Origin of the sequence: Pseudomonas sp. PsB, assembly GCF_043658375.1 — a bacterium.
Classification (GTDB): domain Bacteria; phylum Pseudomonadota; class Gammaproteobacteria; order Pseudomonadales; family Pseudomonadaceae; genus Aquipseudomonas; species Aquipseudomonas putida_Z.
This window is the reverse complement of the sequence record NZ_JBIGLU010000001.1, coordinates 905,176-922,939: the sequence shown is the minus strand read 5'-3', so window position 1 is coordinate 922,939 and position 17,764 is coordinate 905,176. Positions and strand designations below refer to the sequence as shown.

General features: G+C 61.9%; 17 protein-coding genes. 12 read left to right on the top strand and 5 right to left on the bottom strand.

Annotated features, from left to right (window positions below; translation table 11 throughout):
- Positions 1-114: 114 nt before the first annotated feature.
- From ACGLHT_RS04260 to ACGLHT_RS04250, 3 genes are read left to right on the top strand one after another with little or no spacing between them, the layout of a single operon-like run.
- Positions 115-1,521 (top strand): PAAR domain-containing protein, encoded by a 1,407-nt coding sequence (locus ACGLHT_RS04260; RefSeq protein WP_274120291.1) that lies wholly within the window; start codon positions 115-117, stop codon positions 1,519-1,521.
- Positions 1,514-1,891: a hypothetical protein gene (locus tag ACGLHT_RS04255; RefSeq protein WP_274078606.1), complete on the top strand. Its 378-nt coding sequence runs from the start codon at positions 1,514-1,516 to the stop codon at positions 1,889-1,891. Before ACGLHT_RS04260 ends, ACGLHT_RS04255 begins: the two co-directional genes overlap by 8 nt.
- A 22-nt stretch (positions 1,892-1,913) precedes the next feature.
- On the top strand, positions 1,914-2,531 hold the full coding sequence (locus ACGLHT_RS04250) for a hypothetical protein (RefSeq protein ID WP_274120290.1): 618 nt from the start codon (positions 1,914-1,916) through the stop codon (positions 2,529-2,531).
- A gap of 112 nt (positions 2,532-2,643) precedes the next feature.
- Here the strand turns inward: ACGLHT_RS04250 and ACGLHT_RS04245 are convergent, their stop codons facing one another.
- Together ACGLHT_RS04245 and ACGLHT_RS04240 are read right to left on the bottom strand one after the other, a co-directional pair.
- The gene (locus ACGLHT_RS04245; protein ID WP_003257593.1) at positions 2,644-2,904 is read right to left on the bottom strand and encodes a DUF3077 domain-containing protein; all 261 of its coding nucleotides are present in this window, start codon (positions 2,902-2,904) and stop codon (positions 2,644-2,646) included.
- Positions 2,905-3,392: 488 nt separating this feature from the next.
- Positions 3,393-5,381, bottom strand: a complete 1,989-nt coding sequence (locus ACGLHT_RS04240; protein ID WP_013974336.1) for a hybrid sensor histidine kinase/response regulator — start codon at positions 5,379-5,381, stop codon at positions 3,393-3,395.
- Between the two features lie 265 nt (positions 5,382-5,646).
- Between ACGLHT_RS04240 and ACGLHT_RS04235 the strand changes: the two genes are divergently transcribed.
- The 4 genes from ACGLHT_RS04235 (at position 5,647) to ACGLHT_RS04220 (ending at position 9,214) form a co-directional block, all read left to right on the top strand.
- Positions 5,647-6,444: a hydroxymethylpyrimidine/phosphomethylpyrimidine kinase gene (locus ACGLHT_RS04235; protein WP_024087784.1), complete on the top strand. Its 798-nt coding sequence runs from the start codon at positions 5,647-5,649 to the stop codon at positions 6,442-6,444.
- Between the two features lie 13 nt (positions 6,445-6,457).
- On the top strand, positions 6,458-7,081 hold the full coding sequence (thiE, locus tag ACGLHT_RS04230) for a thiamine phosphate synthase (protein WP_274120289.1): 624 nt from the start codon (positions 6,458-6,460) through the stop codon (positions 7,079-7,081).
- Between the two features lie 14 nt (positions 7,082-7,095).
- Positions 7,096-8,379, top strand: coding sequence for a glutamate-1-semialdehyde 2,1-aminomutase (gene hemL, locus ACGLHT_RS04225; protein WP_013974339.1), 1,284 nt, complete (start codon positions 7,096-7,098; stop codon positions 8,377-8,379).
- A 289-nt stretch (positions 8,380-8,668) separates the two neighbouring features.
- Positions 8,669-9,214 carry a tetratricopeptide repeat protein gene (locus tag ACGLHT_RS04220; protein WP_003257587.1) on the top strand — a complete coding sequence of 182 codons (546 nt, stop codon included), beginning with the start codon at positions 8,669-8,671 and terminating at the stop codon, positions 9,212-9,214.
- 3 nt (positions 9,215-9,217) lie between these two features.
- On the opposite strand, the gene ACGLHT_RS04215 is transcribed toward ACGLHT_RS04220, so the two are convergent.
- Positions 9,218-9,544 carry a DUF1820 family protein gene (locus ACGLHT_RS04215; protein ID WP_013974341.1) on the bottom strand — a complete coding sequence of 109 codons (327 nt, stop codon included), beginning with the start codon at positions 9,542-9,544 and terminating at the stop codon, positions 9,218-9,220.
- Between the two features lie 168 nt (positions 9,545-9,712).
- Here ACGLHT_RS04215 and ACGLHT_RS04210 point away from each other — a divergent pair, with 168 nt between their 5' ends.
- From ACGLHT_RS04210 to lnt, 4 genes are read left to right on the top strand one after another with little or no spacing between them, the layout of a single operon-like run.
- Positions 9,713-10,711 (top strand): PhoH family protein, encoded by a 999-nt coding sequence (locus ACGLHT_RS04210; protein ID WP_013974342.1) that lies wholly within the window; start codon positions 9,713-9,715, stop codon positions 10,709-10,711.
- Positions 10,704-11,177 (top strand): rRNA maturation RNase YbeY, encoded by a 474-nt coding sequence (ybeY, locus tag ACGLHT_RS04205; protein ID WP_013974343.1) that lies wholly within the window; start codon positions 10,704-10,706, stop codon positions 11,175-11,177. Before ACGLHT_RS04210 ends, ybeY begins: the two co-directional genes overlap by 8 nt.
- Before the next feature lie 25 nt (positions 11,178-11,202).
- Positions 11,203-12,042, top strand: a complete 840-nt coding sequence (locus tag ACGLHT_RS04200) for an HlyC/CorC family transporter (RefSeq protein ID WP_003257584.1) — start codon at positions 11,203-11,205, stop codon at positions 12,040-12,042.
- 8 nt (positions 12,043-12,050) lie between these two features.
- Entirely contained in the window at positions 12,051-13,568 is a 1,518-nt protein-coding gene (gene lnt, locus ACGLHT_RS04195; RefSeq protein WP_013974344.1) for an apolipoprotein N-acyltransferase, read from the top strand.
- A 125-nt stretch (positions 13,569-13,693) separates the two neighbouring features.
- Here the strand turns inward: lnt and ACGLHT_RS04190 are convergent, their stop codons facing one another.
- Entirely contained in the window at positions 13,694-14,455 is a 762-nt protein-coding gene (locus ACGLHT_RS04190; protein WP_024087786.1) for a YdcF family protein, read from the bottom strand.
- A 135-nt stretch (positions 14,456-14,590) separates the two neighbouring features.
- Positions 14,591-14,905 carry a hypothetical protein gene (locus ACGLHT_RS04185; protein WP_003257582.1) on the bottom strand — a complete coding sequence of 105 codons (315 nt, stop codon included), beginning with the start codon at positions 14,903-14,905 and terminating at the stop codon, positions 14,591-14,593.
- A 227-nt stretch (positions 14,906-15,132) separates the two neighbouring features.
- On the opposite strand from ACGLHT_RS04185, the gene leuS reads away from it, so the two are divergent.
- Positions 15,133-17,739: a leucine--tRNA ligase gene (leuS, locus tag ACGLHT_RS04180; protein WP_274120288.1), complete on the top strand. Its 2,607-nt coding sequence runs from the start codon at positions 15,133-15,135 to the stop codon at positions 17,737-17,739.
- The last annotated feature ends 25 nt before the right edge of the window (positions 17,740-17,764 follow it).

Here is a 17,764-nt window from a genome sequence, read left to right as displayed (position 1 = left end):
TGTAGTCCAAATCCCTATCCACTGTAGGACTCTTCCTAAACCCTCCCCAGCCTGAAAATACTCGCCTACAGGCTGCTAGGTTCCTGGCTTTCACTTTTAAAAAAGAGGCGAGCCATGAGCATGCGCATGAACATCTTCGGCCGAGGCCAGGGCCTGGACGGGGACGAAACCACCACTGGCGCCATCTGCATTGCCGGCCAGGCCAGGGGCCGTGTACACGATAAAGACTGGCTGCTAAAGGGCGACAAGACCACCCCCTGCCCGCGCTGTGGCCAAATGGGCACCCTCATCGAAGGCGAGTCCCGCTGGCAGCAGGACGGCATACCTACAGCTTTGGATGGAGCGCTGGTGCAATGCGGGTGCCCATTGGGCAGCAATCGCCTGATTGCGGGAGGGCATTCAGCTCCAGCGCCGCGCAGGGCGCCTGTACCTGAGGCCGTTCATGAGGCACCGCCACAGGCTCAAGCGAGTAATCAGGTAAGAAACAGCTATCAACCTGGGGCATTCCAGCCCTCGACCGCTGCGCAAGGCATGGAACCTGGCTTCTACATCGTTCCGCGTTGCATGACGTACCAGGAAGTCTTGGCAGAGCTCGGCGCGCCGCAGGCCAATTTGCCGAGTTCGATTCTGGAGCGACTGAACCCGACCTATGAACGTGGGTTCAAGGCAGGCGAAATCTTTGTCATCGGCGACGGCTTGCGGCGGCCGGTCTGCACGCGTGAAGAACTGATTGCGATGAGTGCGGCGAAACAGGCGCGGGAAGCGTTGGCAAAACTGACGCCGGAGGAAGCCGAATTCATGATGCGCCATCAAGCCGAGATCGCCGGGTTGCTCAGTGATGTGAGCCTGGCGATGGGGGTGAGTGAGGCGATGGTTGGCAAGTCGCTGGATGAGCTCAGCGACATATTGCGAAAAATTGAAGACCTGCATAAAGATCAATTCATCAAACATGGGCATCTTAGGCACCCTGAATTTTTTGCGGAGCGTCAGAAACTATTTAAGCAATTAAGTGCAAACCTGAACGCGACCGTTCTGAACAAGCGGCTCAATCTCGGAAATCATGAAAGTTTGCGGCGGGACTTGGGAATCTCATCCAGAAGTTTGGTCCATCACCGGACCAAAGCGGGAGGACCGACACACATCCCTGGTTATTCGACGCACTTGGATAAACTGGCCAAGATGGCCAAATATTTGAAAACCGGAGGGCGTATAGGCGTAACCATTGGTGGCATAGGCTCGGCAATCAAAGTCTCTGAAGTCTGCAAAGAAGGAAACTCCAAAGCCTGCGAAAAAGTCAAAGTTACTGAGGCTAGTAATTTCTCTGGCGGCTTAGCTGGCGGCTGGGCGGCTGGCAAAGTAACAGCCAGAGTCTCTGCGAAGGTTTGCTGGAGATTCGGATCTGGGACTCTCGCATGCGGAATAGTAATCACTGGTGCAGGAGCCTTGGCTGGAAGCATAGGTGGCATGGAATACGGCGAAAAACTCGGCGAATTAGTCTTCGAGGTCTTTGCAGATGATTGAGCATCTTGACTTAAAACTAAGACTATTCTTGCTAGCAACACCTGCATGCCTAATTTTTATTGGGTTTGCTTCTGATGTTCATATCGCCTGCTCTCGCCAATATAAAGAGATGACATCGGCACTCCAACGGAGTGCGTGCCTTCCATTTGCGACCGGTATGTGGGGAGAGAAAAAGATAGGCTCCAGAGTACTAGTCATTTCTGTAATCGCTGGCACCATCGGATCACCAGCCGCAAGTATTCGCAGAGGGCTTATGGATGAGCAAGACTATCTACAATTCCCTAAAAAGCTAAAAAGAAAAATACTTATTTCATCATTGCTGAACATCATCGGCATCATCTGGATAGCCATAAACTTCTTCATAGAATAGCCAAACTGAGAGACCACCCCATATGACCTCAGACCAGAAGCACCACCCCGAATCGCTTACCACCTCGCCCCCTAAAAAAACACAACTCTATGTCATTTCCATTTCAAAACTCATAATCATGGGCTCCTTATCAATGGGCCTGTACCTTTACTACTGGTACTACCGACACTGGCTACTTATTAGAGGCCAGCATGGCTTCAGACTCATCCCACTGTTCTGTACAATTTTCGGTGCATTAACAATATACTTCTTGATGAAAAAAATCGTCGCTCGCTGCACTCAAGCGAACCGGCCCGTAGAAGGCAGTGCGCTCGGTGTCACCCTGATGTTTTGCGCCCCCATCTTAATGATAACGGGCTGGGAATTCTATATATCCGAAAAGGTATTCGATAGCCTGCCACTCTCAGTTTTCACCACAATCCCGATTATGCTCATGCTCCTGTACACCACCTTTTTCTCGGTAGCAATGGTGCAGATTCAACAATCAGTCAATGTTTACGAGGATGATGCGTGCGGGTTTGAAAATTCAAAAATAACTTGGGCAAATGTTCTATGGCTGATTATCTGCTGGATGCCCATTACCGCACTATTGGGATTTTTGTCGGCTTACGCACCATTAGCGCTGCCCAGCCTTGCCTGAGGACTCACCGCGCGAAACCCGCTTCCACAGAGATAGCTCATCTTTCAGTCTATGCACAACTCCTGTGGGAGCGGGTTCACCCGCGAAAGGGCCGGTACAGCCAGAACAAGAATCAGCGCATCAAACCCAGCTCGGCATCATCCAGCAGCGCCTTGGCCATTGCTGCGAAGTAGTGCGAAGCCCACATCATTTGCTGGTCGCCATCCATCAAACCGGTCAGCGACAAGTCCCGCGCATAGCCCATCAGCTCCGAGGCCTGCTCACGGGCGCTGCGACAGGGGATGCCCTCGGCAATGCGGAATAGTGGATGGGTTTGGCCTTCGCCTTGGTAGAAGTAGGTAACGCCAGGGGTGGTTTTGGTTTCGTCGTTCATGAGTTCGGCACCATGGAGATATATGCCACCCATCCGTTTCCACACATAGGGGTGACAGCTGCACACGGGGTGGAAAACCAGGCATGGTGCGAACCCGGTAGGCCCAAAGGCCTCCCGCGTACAGCTGTCGTAACGACACGCACCATAGGTCTTGCCAGGTTTCCACACCCGATCGCTGAACCGTCAGCGACTGGAAAAGCCTAGAGCGCGGGATTTGCAGGAACAATCAGACGCGTGTCGACAGAGGTTGTAGGGTATTTCGCAGGGGATGGAGTTGCCAGTGCTGAAGCGTAGGAAGAGTCTGGCGTTGTTGTAGGAGTGCAGGTGCGGTCAGGGCATGTCTTGGGGGCCGCTTGCGGCCCTTCGCGGGCATGCCCGCTCCCACAGGGATCGCGCATTGCCCGAACTCAGCGCCAAACCTGTGGGAGCGGGCGTGCCCGCGAAGGGCTGCAAAGCAGCCCCAACAAAGCCTGCGGAAACGAAAACCTCTAAAGCAACCGTCGCGTCTGCAGAACATTCGATGCCATCTGCACCTGCGCAATAGCCATGTTCAAACTCAACTCGAACCGGCTCCCCAACCCCCGCGTCGACTCATGCGACAACCGTGCCCCCAGCAATTCCCCCATCTGCCGGCAGATCGACAAACCAATCCCCAGCCCGCCGTAACGCCGGGTCATCGAGCCATCCACCTGGAAGAAGCGCTGGTACAGGGTCGCCTGATCGAGATCATCGAAGCCGATACCGCTGTCGCTGACCATGAAGGTCAGCGCCAAGTCGTCAGGCCCCACCCGGCGCCCGCGCACCTGGATCATCACCCCGCCCTGGTGGGTGAACTTCAAACCGTTGTCCACCAGGCACCCCAGGCAGCGGGCCAGCTTCTGAGCATCGCCCAGCAACCCGTCCGGCACATCGGCCGGGATGTCCAGGCTCAGGTACAAGCCTTTGCCCAAAGCCTGCCCGGCATAACCGGCACGTACGCCCTGCAGCAGGTCACGCAGGCTGAATGGCGCCGGCTGCGCGCGCAGGCGGCCGGCCTGCAGTTCGGACAGGGTCAGGATGGCATCGACCATATCCATCATGCCCTGGGCCGAGCCCACCGCCGTGCGGTGGTACTGGGCCATCTCGGCCTCCATCGGCAGGGTATGCATCAGCTCCAGCGAGCCGATCACGCCATTCATCGGTGTGCGCAGTTCATGGGTCACGCTGGCCAGGAATTCATCTTTCAGCCGGTTGCTCCTGGCCAGTTGCAGGTTCAGTTGTTCCAGCGTGCGCCCGGTGTCGCGCAAGGTCTGCGCCTGCTGCTCGCGCAGGCTGTTGATGCGGTCAGCCAGCGCCAGCGACAGCAAGGCCACCTCAAGCGCCGACCCCAGCTGGCTGGCATACATGGTGATGAACACGTTCGGCAGGTAGCCCAACACCATCAGGGTGTTGACCAGCCCACCGAGCAGGAACGCAGTCCAGGCGATGATGAACCAGCGTGCCACGCGCAAGCCACGCCACCAGGCATACAGCCCGGCAGCGAAGATGCTCACGGTAAACAGCAACGCCAGCACCGTGGCCATGCGCAAAGCGACACCGTAGCGCATGGTCACCGCCAGCACCATGACCAGCGCGCCACCCAGCATCAGCAACTGCAGCAGCCGATCGAAAGCACGGCTGATGCTGCCAAGTTGCAGGAAATGCCGGGCGAACTGGCAACCGAACAGGCCTGCGGAACCGATGAACAACGGCGTCGAGGCATTTGCCCACCACGGGCTGTCCGGCCAGAAGTAGGCCACACCGGCGCCATTAACCGACACCTGGTAAAAGCCGAACGAGGCGATATAGAGGATGTAATAGAGGTAGCTGACGTCGCGCACGCTGAGGTAGATGAACAGGTTGTACACCAGCATCACCAGCAGCACGCCATAGATTATCCCCAGCACATACAGGCGCGTAGGCTGCTCCTCCATGTAGGCCTGGGCGGACCACAGCGCCAGCGGCGCCTGCACCGAGCCCTGGCTGTGCAGACGCAAGTAGGCGGTGGTCACCTGGCCAGGCTGCAGCTGCAGTTCGAACAGGTAGTTGTTCTGCAGTATTTGACGGCTGTGGTAGGGCAAGGCGTCGCCGGTACGCCGGGCCAGGCGGTAACTGCCGCTGCCGTCGGGCAGGTAGAGCTCGAGGTGATCCAGCGGTGGGTAGGCCAACTCCAGCAGCCATTGCCGTGGGGCGGCGCCAGGCGCGGCTACAGGGCGCAGTTCGACCTTGAGCCAGAACACCGAGGTGGAATAACCGGCGTTCAACACGTCTTTGTGGTGGGGGCGAAAATGCTTGGCGAAATCAGGGGCACTGACCTGGGTGATGCTGGCACTGCCATCGGGGTCTTCATAAACCTGCATGGCCTTGCCCAGCGGAAGATGCCGTGTAGCTGCGTCGAAATCGACTGCCCCGGCCAGCGCGGGCAGCAAGCCCAGAAGCACAATCAGCAAATAGCGCATACAGCCCCAGCATGGCCTGTCCGGTCGAGTCGCGGTTGCCTCCCATCCGTTTGAGACGACACGATCCGGCAGAACCCGTTTGTAGAGTTATCCGAGCACTCTAGCATAGCTTCGCAACCTGGCAATCGACCATATCCAATCACAAAGAAAAGGCTCTAAATCAATGCTTTCAGAAATTAAACCAGCAAAAAACTGACCTTATGATCAACAAAACTCATTTGTAGGACGATCCGCCCAAACAGGATTGGTGGTAAGCTCGCCGACCATGAATACCTACAGCTCCCGCCCCGTTGTCCTCTGTCTCTCCGGCCACGACCCCAGTGGCGGCGCCGGCCTGCAGGCAGATATCGAAGCCCTGATCGCCCAAGGCTGTCACGCCGCACCTGCAGTGACCGCCCTGACCGTGCAGGATACCGTCAACGTTTCCGACTTCCGCGTGCTCGACCGCGAGTGGGTGCTGGCCCAGGCCAACGCCGTGCTGGCCGACTCCTCGGTGGCCGCCGTCAAACTCGGCATGCTCGGTTCGATCGAAATGGTCGACACCGTCGCCGAACTGCTGGCGGCCCACCCGCATCTGCCGCTGGTCTGCGACCCAGTGCTGCGTGCCGGTGGTGGTGGCCGCCTGGGCAAGGACGAAGTGGGCTACGCCCTGCGCGAACGCCTGCTGCCGCTGGCGACCATCGCCACGCCGAACCTGCCCGAAGCCCGCATCCTTGCCGAACTGCCCGAAGGCACCGCCGACGAGTGTGCCGAGAAACTGTTGCCGTTCTGTAGACACCTGCTGATTACCGGCGGTCACGGCGACGAAGACGAAATTCACAACCGCCTGTACAGCCGCGACGGCCAGCACCACACCTGGACCTGCCAGCGCCTGCCGGGCAGCTACCACGGTTCGGGCTGCACCCTGGCCAGTGCCCTGGCCGGCCGCCTGGCCCTTGGCGAGCAGCTGGAAAGCGCCGTCCGCAGCGCCCTGGACTACACCTGGCGCACCCTGCGTGACGCCGAACAGCTGGGCAAGGGCCAGTTCGTGCCGCGCCGCCTGCCGCTGGATTTCTGCTCCTGACACGAGGCCTCCAATGAAGCTACGCGGTCTGTACGCCATCACCGACAGCCAGCTGCTCGCTGGCCGTTTCCTGTCCCATGTCGAGGCGGCACTGGAAGGCGGCGTATGCCTGCTGCAGTACCGCGACAAAAGTGACGACGCGGCACGCCGCCTGCGCGAAGCTGAAGGGCTGATGCAGCTCTGCGAGCGCTACGGCACTCAGCTGATCATCAACGACGACGCCGAACTGGCCGCGCGCCTGGGCGTCGGCGTGCACCTGGGCCAGACCGACGGCCCGCTGACCCCGGCCCGCGCATTGCTCGGACGCCAGGCAATCATTGGCTCCACCTGCCACGCCAGCCTCGAGCTGGCCGCGGAGGCTGCCAGCGAAGGCGCCAGCTACGTGGCCTTTGGCCGCTTCTTCAATTCTGTCACCAAGCCGGGTGCACCCGCTGCCAACATCGAATTGCTGGAGCAGGCCCGCGCCCAGGTGAAACTGCCGATCGCGGTGATCGGCGGCATTACCCTCGACAACGCCGCCCCGCTGGTCGCCCATGGCGCCGACCTGCTGGCGGTGATCCACGGCCTGTTCGGTGCCGACAGCGCGCAGGAAGTCACCCGCCGCGCCCGCGCCTTCAACGCCTTGTTCGCATCCTGATTCGAGAGATCCCCATGTCCCGTTCCGAAGCCCTGTTCGCCCAAGCCCAGAAGCACATCCCCGGTGGCGTCAACTCGCCGGTCCGCGCTTTCAAGAGCGTTGGCGGCACGCCGCTGTTCTTCAAGCATGCCGAAGGCGCCTACGTCGTTGACGAGGATGACAAGCGCTACGTCGACTACGTCGGCTCCTGGGGCCCGATGATCCTCGGCCACGGCCACCCGGAGGTACTGGACTCGGTACGCAGGCAGCTGGAGCACGGCCTGTCCTATGGCGCCCCGACCGCCATGGAAACCGAGATGGCCGACCTGGTCTGCTCGCTGGTGCCATCCATGGAGATGGTGCGCATGGTCAGCTCGGGCACCGAAGCCACCATGAGCGCCATCCGCCTGGCCCGTGGCTACACCGGCCGTGACGCCATCATCAAGTTCGAAGGCTGCTACCACGGCCACTCCGACAGCCTGCTGGTAAAAGCAGGCTCCGGCCTGCTGACCCAGGGTGTGCCGAGCTCGGCGGGCGTGCCGGCGGACTTCGCCAAACACACCCTGACCCTGCCGTTCAACGACATCGCCGCCGTCGAGAAGACCCTGGCCGAAGTCGGCCAGACCGTAGCCTGCATCATCGTCGAGCCGGTAGCCGGCAACATGAACTGCGTACCGCCGGCGCCAGGCTTCCTCGAAGGCCTGCGCGAGCAGTGCGACAAGCACGGCGTGGTGTTGATCTTCGACGAAGTGATGACCGGTTTCCGCGTTTCGCTCGGCGGCGCCCAGGGCCACTATGGCATCAAGCCGGACCTGTCGACCTTCGGCAAGATCGTCGGCGGCGGCATGCCGGTCGGCTGCTTCGGCGGCAAGCGTGAAATCATGGGCTGCATTGCCCCGCTCGGCCCGGTCTACCAGGCCGGTACCCTGTCGGGTAACCCGCTGGCCATGGCCGCCGGCCTGACCACCCTGAAGCTGATCAGCCGCCCGGGCTTCCACGCCGAGCTGACCGACTACACCAGCCGCATGCTCGACGGCCTGCAACAGCGCGCCGATGCCGCTGGCGTGCCGTTCGTCACCACCCAGGCCGGTGCCATGTTCGGCCTGTACTTCAGCGGCGCCGACGACATCGTCACCTTCGAAGACGTGATGGCCAGCGATGCCGAGCGCTTCAAGCGCTTCTTCCACCTGATGCTCGATGGTGGCGTATACCTGGCGCCGAGCGCGTTCGAGGCCGGCTTTACCTCCATCGCCCATGGGGACAAGGAGCTGCAGATCACCCTGGATGCGGCTGAAAAGGCTTTTGCAGCCCTGAAATAACACGCTGCACCGCGCTTTTGTGGGAGCGGCCTTGTGTCGCGAAAGGGCCGCAAAGCGGCCCCAGGACTTCAGCAGTAATGCACAGATTGCTGGGGCTGCTTCGCAGCCCTTTCGCGACACAAGGCCGCTCCCACAGAGGCCGGTACAGGCAACAAATACCCATGCACAATCAGCTGACTTCCCCAACCAAGCAGAAATTCGAGTAAAACTTTGTAAGGTTGGCGCTGCTTATCCCATAATGTGCCACCAGAGACATTGGCCGCAGCTTTGCAGAGGTAAGTCGATCCCCATGAACCGCACCGGCCGCGCCCTGACCCTGGGCTGCCTGTTGCTTCTTCAGCCCCTGCTGGCCCTGGCGGAGGGCGGTAACTCGTTGCTCATTCCGGCGACGGGCCGCTGCACCTTGAATGTCCAGCCTGAAGACCTGGCAAACGCCCTCAAGGCTTGTGAGCAGACGGCAACGGCGGGGGATGCCCAGGCGCAATTCGAACTGGGCGAGTACTACTACACGCAAACGCCGAAAAACCTGGGCAAAGCCCTGAACTGGTTCGAAAAGGCCTCGCTGCAAGGCCATGCCGAGGCCCAGTACCGCCTGGGCGCCATGTTCTTCCGTGGCGAAGGGGTCAAGGCCAACAATGTGCAGGCCTACATACTGCTGAAGATGGCCGCGGTCAACGGCGCCGAGGATGCGCTGGACATGGCCGACGAAGTGACCGAGCAAATGCCCCGCGACGAGCTGGAGCATGCCACCCAGGTGCTCGGCCAGATCTTCCGCAAGTACCTGCTGGAACTGCAGAACGCCGAAGGGCGCACGCCGTTCTCGCCACTCCCCTGAGGGTTACTTTTCCGGCATCGGCATGGGGAACGGCATCACGTTGCCGCCGCCCTTGGCTTCACTGATCTTAGCCGTGCCCAGTCGCTCCACCTCGTCGATGCGCACGATCGAGTGCATCGGCACGAAGCTGCGGATCACCCCATCGAACTGGCTCTTGAGCTTCTCCTCGCTCGGGTCCACCACCAGCTGCGAACGCTCGCCGAACACGAACTCCTCGATTTCCAGGAACCCCCACAGGTCGCTCTGGTAGATCTGCTTGGCATACATCTCGAAGACCTGCCCCTGGTTGAGGAAGATCACTTTATAGATGGCAGGTTCGCGTTTGCTCATGTTCGTCGGGATAACACATGCGTAAGAAAAGGCGGGCATCATACCAGTGCCCGCGAAGAGGCCGGAACAGGCCATACATACCGTTGAACGTTTCAGTGCTTTCGCCACTGCCATTCAAGGGTTATTCTTGAGTTCACATTCATTGCCGTCGAGCGGCTAAAAACGACCTTGAACGCACCCATACAACCCCATCGCTTCATCCTCGAACCTTTCGAGGCCCACCGTTTCGCCAACTTGTGCGGCCAGTTCGACGAGCACCTGCGCCTGATCGAACAGCGCCTGGCCATCGAGATCCGCAACCGCGGCAATCAGTTCGAACTGATCGGCGAACCCAAGACCACCTCCGCTGCCGAACAACTGCTGCGCCGTCTCTACCGCGAGACAAAGGCCAGCGACCTGTCACCGGAAACCGTGCATCTGTACCTGCAGGAATCGACCGTCGAGAACATCGACAACCCGGCCGTCAACGAGGTCAGCGTGTCGCTGCGCACGCGCAAGGGCAACATCCGCCCGCGCGGAGTCAACCAGCAACGCTACGTAAAAGAAATCCTGGCCAACGACATCAACTTCGGCATCGGCCCGGCCGGTACCGGCAAGACCTACCTGGCCGTGGCCTGCGCCGTGGACGCGCTGGAACGCGAACAGGTGCGCCGGATCCTGCTGGTGCGCCCGGCGGTTGAGGCGGGCGAAAAGCTCGGCTTCCTGCCCGGCGACCTGGCCCAGAAGATCGACCCGTACCTGCGCCCGCTGTACGACGCCCTGTACGAAATGCTCGGCTTCGAACATGTGGCCAAGCTGATCGAGCGCCAGGTGATCGAGATCGCGCCGCTGGCCTACATGCGTGGCCGCACCCTGAACAACAGCTTCATCATCCTCGACGAAAGCCAGAACACCACGCTGGAACAGATGAAGATGTTCCTTACCCGTATCGGCTTTGGCTCCACCGCGGTCATCACCGGTGACATCACCCAGGTTGACCTGCCCCGCGGCACCAAGTCAGGTCTGGCACACGTCATCGAGGTGCTGAAGGACGTTCCGGGGATCAGCTTCACCCACTTCCAACCCAAAGATGTGGTTCGTCACCCACTGGTGCAGCGCATTGTCGAGGCCTACGACCGCTTCGATGCCCGCCAGGCCAAGCCCGAGGCGCCCGGCAAAGATGCTTGAACTCGATATTCAACGGGCCACGGATGCTGCCGCCCCGGATGACACCGCCTTTCGCCGCTGGTGCGAACTGGCCCTGCGCCAGCGCAGCGCCGATTCGGAAATGACCATTCGCCTGGTCGACGAAGCCGAAGGCCGCGAGCTGAACCACACCTACCGGCACAAGGACTACGCGACCAATGTGCTGTCGTTCCCGGCCGACGTCCCCGACGACCTGCTCGATATCCCGTTGCTGGGCGACCTGGTGATCTGCGTGCCAGTGGTCGAGCGCGAAGCCGCCGATCAAGGCAAGTCGCTGGAAGCGCACTGGGCACACCTGGTCATACACGGTTGCCTGCACCTGCTCGGCTACGACCACATCGAGGATGAGGAAGCCGAGGAAATGGAAGGCCTGGAACGGGAATTGCTGGCAGAACTGGGTCATCCCGACCCGTACGCCGACGATGAAACCGACACCATCACACACTGAAACACGAAGGATCACGAGAACCGCCATGAGCGAAGATCGATCGAGCAACGGGCAGAAGTCCTGGCTGGGTAAACTGACCCAGGCTTTTGCCCATGAGCCGAAAAACCGCCAGCAACTCCTTGAACTGCTGCGCGAAGCCCATCAGAACAAACTGCTGGACAGCGAAGCGCTGACCATCGTCGAAGGCGCCATCCAGGTGGCCGACCTGCAGGTTCGCGACATCATGGTGCCGCGTTCGCAGATGATCAGCATCAAGGCCAGCCAGTCGCCCCGCGAGTTCCTGCCGGCGGTGATCGACGCCGCGCACTCGCGCTACCCGGTGATCGGCGAAAGCCACGACGATGTGCTCGGGATCCTGCTCGCCAAGGACCTGCTGCCGCTGATCCTCAAGGAGAATGGCGACAGCTTCAACATCAAGGACCTGCTGCGCCCGGCCACTTTCGTGCCCGAGTCCAAGCGCCTGAACGTGCTACTGCGCGAGTTCCGCGCCAACCATAACCACATGGCCATCGTCATCGACGAGTACGGCGGCGTGGCCGGCCTGGTCACCATCGAGGACGTGCTGGAGCAGATCGTCGGCGACATCGAGGACGAGCACGACGTCGAGGAAGACAGCTACATCAAACCGCTGCCCAGCGGCGACTTCCTGGTCAAGGCGCTTACCCCGATCGAAAACTTCAACGAGTTCTTCGACAGCGAATTCTCCGATGACGAGTTCGACACCGTCGGCGGCCTGGTAATGAGCGCCTTCGGTCACCTGCCCAAGCGCAACGAGACCACCGAGATCGGCCCTTACAAGTTCCGTATTCTCAATGCCGACAGCCGGCGGATACACTTGCTGCGCCTGACACCGATCACCCGTTAAGGACAAACATGCGTTGGATCACCCGCCCCGGCTGGCCCGGTAACCTGCTGGCCCTGGCGGCCGGTGCCTCCACCCTCCTGGCCCTGGCGCCTTTCGACATCTGGCCCTTGGCCGTGTTGTCCATCGCCCTGCTCTACCTCGGCCTGCGCGAGCTCAGCCCGCGCCAGGCCATGTGGCGCGGCTGGTGGTTCGGCTTCGGCCTGTACGGTGCCGGTACCTGGTGGATCTACGTCAGCATGAACACCTACGGCGGTGCCTCGCCGCTGCTGGCGATCCTGCTGCTGCTGGCGTTCTTCGCCGCCCTGGCCTGGTTCTTCGCCCTGCCCACCTGGCTGTGGGCACGCTGGCTGCGCCGCACCGAAGCACCACTGGCCGACGCCTTGTGCTTTGCCGCCCTGTGGCTGCTGCAAGAGGCCTTCCGCGGCTGGTTCCTGACCGGCTTCCCCTGGCTCTACGCCGGCTACAGCCAGCTGGACGGCCCGCTGGCCGGCCTGGCACCGCTGGGTGGCGTGTGGCTGATTTCCTTCGCACTGGCCCTGACCGCTGCCCTGTTGTGCAACGTGCACCGCCTGCGCGCCCGCCCCTCGTTCCTCGCGGTGGGCTGCCTGCTGTTGCTGGCCCCGTGGGTGCTGGGCCTGGCGCTCAAGGGCCATGCCTGGACCAAGCCGGCGGGCGACCCGCTGAAAGTGGCGGCCATCCAGGGCAATGTCGAGCAGGACCTGAAATGGGACCCGGCACACATCGACGCGCAACTGGCGCTGTACCGTGACCTGAGCTTCAGCTCCAGGCCGGTGGACCTGCTGGTGTGGCCGGAAACCGCGGTCCCGGTGCTCAAGGACCAGGCCCAGGGCTATATCGACGTGATGGGCCGGTTCGCCGCCGAGCGGCATTCGGCGCTGATCACCGGCGTGCCGGTGCGTGAAGTGGTGCACCACCAGCGCCGCTACTACAACGGCATCACCGTCACCGGTGAAGGCGATGGTACCTACCTCAAGCAGAAGCTGGTGCCGTTTGGCGAGTATGTGCCGCTGCAGGACATGCTGCGCGGCCTGATCGAGTTCTTCAACCTGCCCATGTCGGACTTCGCCCGCGGGCCGGAAGACCAGCCGCTGCTGCAGGCCAAGGGCTACCAGATTGCGCCTTACATCTGTTACGAGGTGGTCTACCCCGAATTCGCCGCTGGCCTGGCGGCCCGCAGCGACCTGCTGCTGACCATCAGCAACGACACCTGGTTCGGCACCTCGATCGGCCCGTTGCAGCACCTGCAGATGGCGCAGATGCGCGCGCTGGAAGCCGGCCGCTGGATGATCCGCGCCACCAACAACGGCGTGACCGCGCTGATCGACCCGTTTGGCCGCATTACCACGCAGGTACCGCAGTTCCAGCAGGCGGTGCTGTATGGCGAGGTGGTGCCGATGCAGAAACTGACGCCGTACCTGCAATGGCGGTCGTGGCCGCTGGCGATAGTCTGCGCATTGCTGCTGGGTTGGGCGTTGCTGGCCGGGCGCATTGCCAAGACCGTTTGAGTTTTCCTGTACCGGCCTCTTCGCGGGTAAACCCGCTCCCACAGGGACCGCACAAGCCCATGGCCTGCGGTATACCTGTGGGAGCGGGTTCACCCGCGAAGAGGCCGGCACAGGCAACACAAGGCTCAGTAGAACAGCCGATACCCCACCAGCCCGGCCACTTCATTGAGCAACTGCCCGCTCTGCCACATCGCCCGGCTCTCCGGCAGCAACCCGCCGAACGGCCGCGCATGATCGCGCCCGAGGAACCCGACCGGCGCCGGCACCACCTCGAACCCCGCCTGCTCGAAGCTCCAGCGCGAGCGCTGCATGTGCCACGCCTGGGTCACCACGACCACCCGGCGAATCCCCAACGGCTGCAGCACCTTGGCCGTCAGCCGGGCATTCTCCCAGGTAGTGCGGCTGCCCTCCTCTCGCCATTTCACCTCGACACCGAAATCTTCACGCAGGCGATCAGCCATCAACTGCGCCTCGCTCGGCGGCGAGCCATAGTGCAACCCGCCACTGGTCAACACCGGCAAGCCCGAAGCCTTGGCCAGCCGTGCGGCAAAGCGCATGCGCTCCAGCGCCGTGGCTGTGGGCTGGTCGCCACCACCCCAGGCCGGGTCACCTCGCTCACGCCCCGCGCCCAGCACCACAATGGCATCTGCCCGGCTTGCCAGGCCGGCCCAATCGCTTACCGCCAGCGGCGCTTCCGTCTCCAGCACACGAGCGGTTTCCTGCACCACCAGCGGCAGGCTCATCAGCCACAGGCCACCAAGGCCCAGAGCAAAGCACAGCGCTGCCAGCCGGGGCCGACGGCGGCGCAGCCACCACGCCACAAGCAGCAGCAGGAACAGCACGCCTGGCGGCATCAGCCATTGTTTGACGAAGAATCGGATCGACATTGGCCACACCTCCTTGGCAGGCGTGCAGCCTAGAAGGATCGACGCCGGTCAACAAGGGTGTGGCCGGCGCCGATCGTGAGCTGTGCAAAATTTAAGAACCGGCGCGCGATAGCCTGCGCCTGGCGTCCTGAACGGCTAGCGATGCGGCAGCGTCCTGGATCTCGCCGTGCTGGCGGGGCGTTTCTTGTCCTTGAGCCAGATGATCTTGGCCGATGTCGGCTCCGCTTGTGGGTAACTGCCGACACAGGCATTGTGGCGCTCCGGGAGGGAATCCAGGTAGGCCTTGATCAGTTCGAACTCTGCGTGGCTCAGGCCACGCAATTCCAGCTCGGCTGGCATTTCGTCGCGCAATCGCACCGAGGTCCTGGCCACTTCCAGCGCCAGGCCAAGCCGGTCGATCAGGCGTTCGTATAGCTCCGGTCTGATTGCGGGTAGCTGCGTCTCTCCCATCCGTTCACCTCATTGAAGATAAGAATATCTCCCCCCACACCTGAGCTTAGCGTCGTTCAAAAAAGCAGCCGTGTGCCGCGACCAGCGGGCATTCGCAACGAAGGTTTCCCACGATGCGCGGCGCTGCTGTATGCTACGGCGTTCACTCTAAACGACACCGGAGTGCCGGACGCAGCGAGGTTCCGCTGCCTGGAACAAGGTCTCTTCCCTCTCAGCAAAAAGTAGCCATGCACGAACAATACACGCCCCGTGATATCGAAGCCGCCGCCCAGAAGTTCTGGGACGAGCAACAATCGTTCGCTGTTACCGAACAGCCAGGCAAGGACACCTACTACTGCCTGTCGATGTTACCGTACCCGAGCGGCAAGCTACACATGGGCCACGTGCGCAACTACACCATCGGTGACGTGATTGCCCGCTACCAGCGCATGCTGGGCAAGAACGTCCTGCAGCCGATGGGCTGGGACGCATTCGGTATGCCCGCGGAAAACGCGGCGATGAAGAACAACGTCGCCCCGGCCAAGTGGACGTACGAAAACATCGACTACATGAAGACCCAGCTCAAGAGCCTGGGTCTGGCCATCGACTGGGCACGTGAAGTCACCACCTGCAAGCCCGACTACTACCGCTGGGAGCAGTGGCTGTTCACCCGCCTGTTCGAGAAAGGCATCATCTACCGCAAGAACGGTACCGTGAACTGGGACCCGGCGGACCAGACCGTACTGGCCAACGAGCAGGTCATCGACGGCCGTGGCTGGCGTTCGGGCGCGCTGATCGAGAAGCGCGAAATCCCGATGTACTATTTCCGCATCACCGACTACGCAGACGAGCTGCTGGAAAGCCTCGACGAGCTGCCGGGCTGGCCTGAGCAGGTCAAGACCATGCAGCGCAACTGGATCGGCAAGTCGCGCGGCATGGAAGTGCAGTTCCCGTACGACCTGGCCAGCATCGGCCACGAAGGCACCCTCAAGGTCTTCACCACCCGTCCCGACACGCTGATGGGTGCCACCTACGTCGCCGTCGCCGCCGAACACCCGCTGGCCACCCAAGCCGCCCAGGGCAACCCGGCGCTGCAGGCGTTCATCGATGAGTGCAAGAGCGGCAGCGTTGCCGAAGCCGACATGGCCACCCAGGAGAAGAAGGGCATGGCCACTTCCCTGCTGGTCGAGCACCCGCTGACCGGCGAGAAGCTGCCGGTATGGGTCGCCAACTACGTGCTGATGCACTACGGCGATGGCGCCGTCATGGCCGTGCCGGCCCACGACGAGCGCGACTTCGAGTTCGCCCACAAGTACAACCTGCCGGTCAAGGCGGTGGTGCGCACCAGCGCTGGCGATGAAGTCGGCAACGAGTGGCTGGCCGCCTATGGCGAGCACGGCCAGCTGATCAACTCCGGCGAGTTCGACGGCCTGGACTTCGCCGGTGCCTTCGACGCCATCGAAGCCGCCCTGATCCGCAAGGAGCTGGGCAAATCGCGTACCCAGTTCCGCCTGCGTGACTGGGGTATCAGCCGCCAGCGCTACTGGGGCTGCCCGATCCCGATCATCCACTGCCCGTCCTGCGGCGACGTACCGGTGCCGGAAGACCAGCTGCCGGTCACCCTGCCGGAGAACGTGGAGCCGGACGGTGCCGGTTCGCCACTGGCGCGCATGCCTGAATTCTACGAGTGCAGCTGCCCGAAATGCGGCACCGCGGCCAAACGCGAAACCGACACCATGGACACCTTCGTCGAGTCGTCCTGGTACTTCGCCCGCTACGCCTCGCCGAACTACGAAGGTGGCATGGTCGACCCGAAAGCGGCCAACCACTGGCTGCCGGTCGACCAGTACATCGGCGGTATCGAGCACGCCATCCTGCACCTGCTGTACGCGCGCTTCTTCCACAAGCTGATGCGTGACGAAGGCCTGGTCACCTCGAACGAGCCGTTCAAGAACCTGCTGACCCAGGGCATGGTGGTCGCCGAAACCTACTACCGTGTGGCCAGCAACGGCGGCAAGGACTGGTTCAACCCGGCCGATGTTGAAGTCGAGCGCGATGCCAAGGCCAAGATCATTGGCGCCCGCCTGAAGACCGACGGCCTGCCGGTGGAAATCGGTGGCACCGAGAAGATGTCGAAGTCGAAGAACAACGGCGTCGACCCGCAATCGATGATCGACCAGTACGGCGCCGACACCTGCCGCCTGTTCATGATGTTCGCCTCGCCGCCCGACATGAGCCTGGAATGGTCCGACTCCGGCGTCGAAGGCGCCAGCCGCTTCCTGCGCCGCGTCTGGCGCCTGGCCCAGGCCCACGTGGCCCAAGGCCTGCCGGGCAAGCTGGATGTCGCCGCCCTGGACGACGCGCAGAAGGTCATCCGCCGCGCCATCCACGCCGCCATCAAGCAGGCCAGCACCGACGTAGGCCAGTTCCACAAGTTCAACACCGCCATCGCCCAGGTGATGACCGTGATGAACGTGCTGGAAAAGGCCCCGCAGGCCACTGAACAGGACCGCGCCCTGCTGCAGGAAGGCCTGGAGGCCGTCACCCTGCTGCTGGCACCGATCACCCCGCACATCTCCCACGAGCTGTGGCAACAGCTGGGCCACCAGCAGGCCGTCATCGACGCCAGCTGGCCAGCCGTCGACGAGGCAGCCCTGGTACAGGACACCGTCACCCTGGTGGTGCAGGTCAACGGCAAGCTGCGTGGCCAGGTCGAAATGCCGGCCGCCGCCAGCCGCGAAGAAATCGAAGCCGCCGCGCGCAGCAACGAGAACGTCCTGCGCTTCATCGATGGCCTGACCATCCGCAAGGTCATCGTGGTACCGGGCAAGCTGGTCAACATCGTCGCCAACTGATGGCAACGCCCGCCCGCAGCCACTG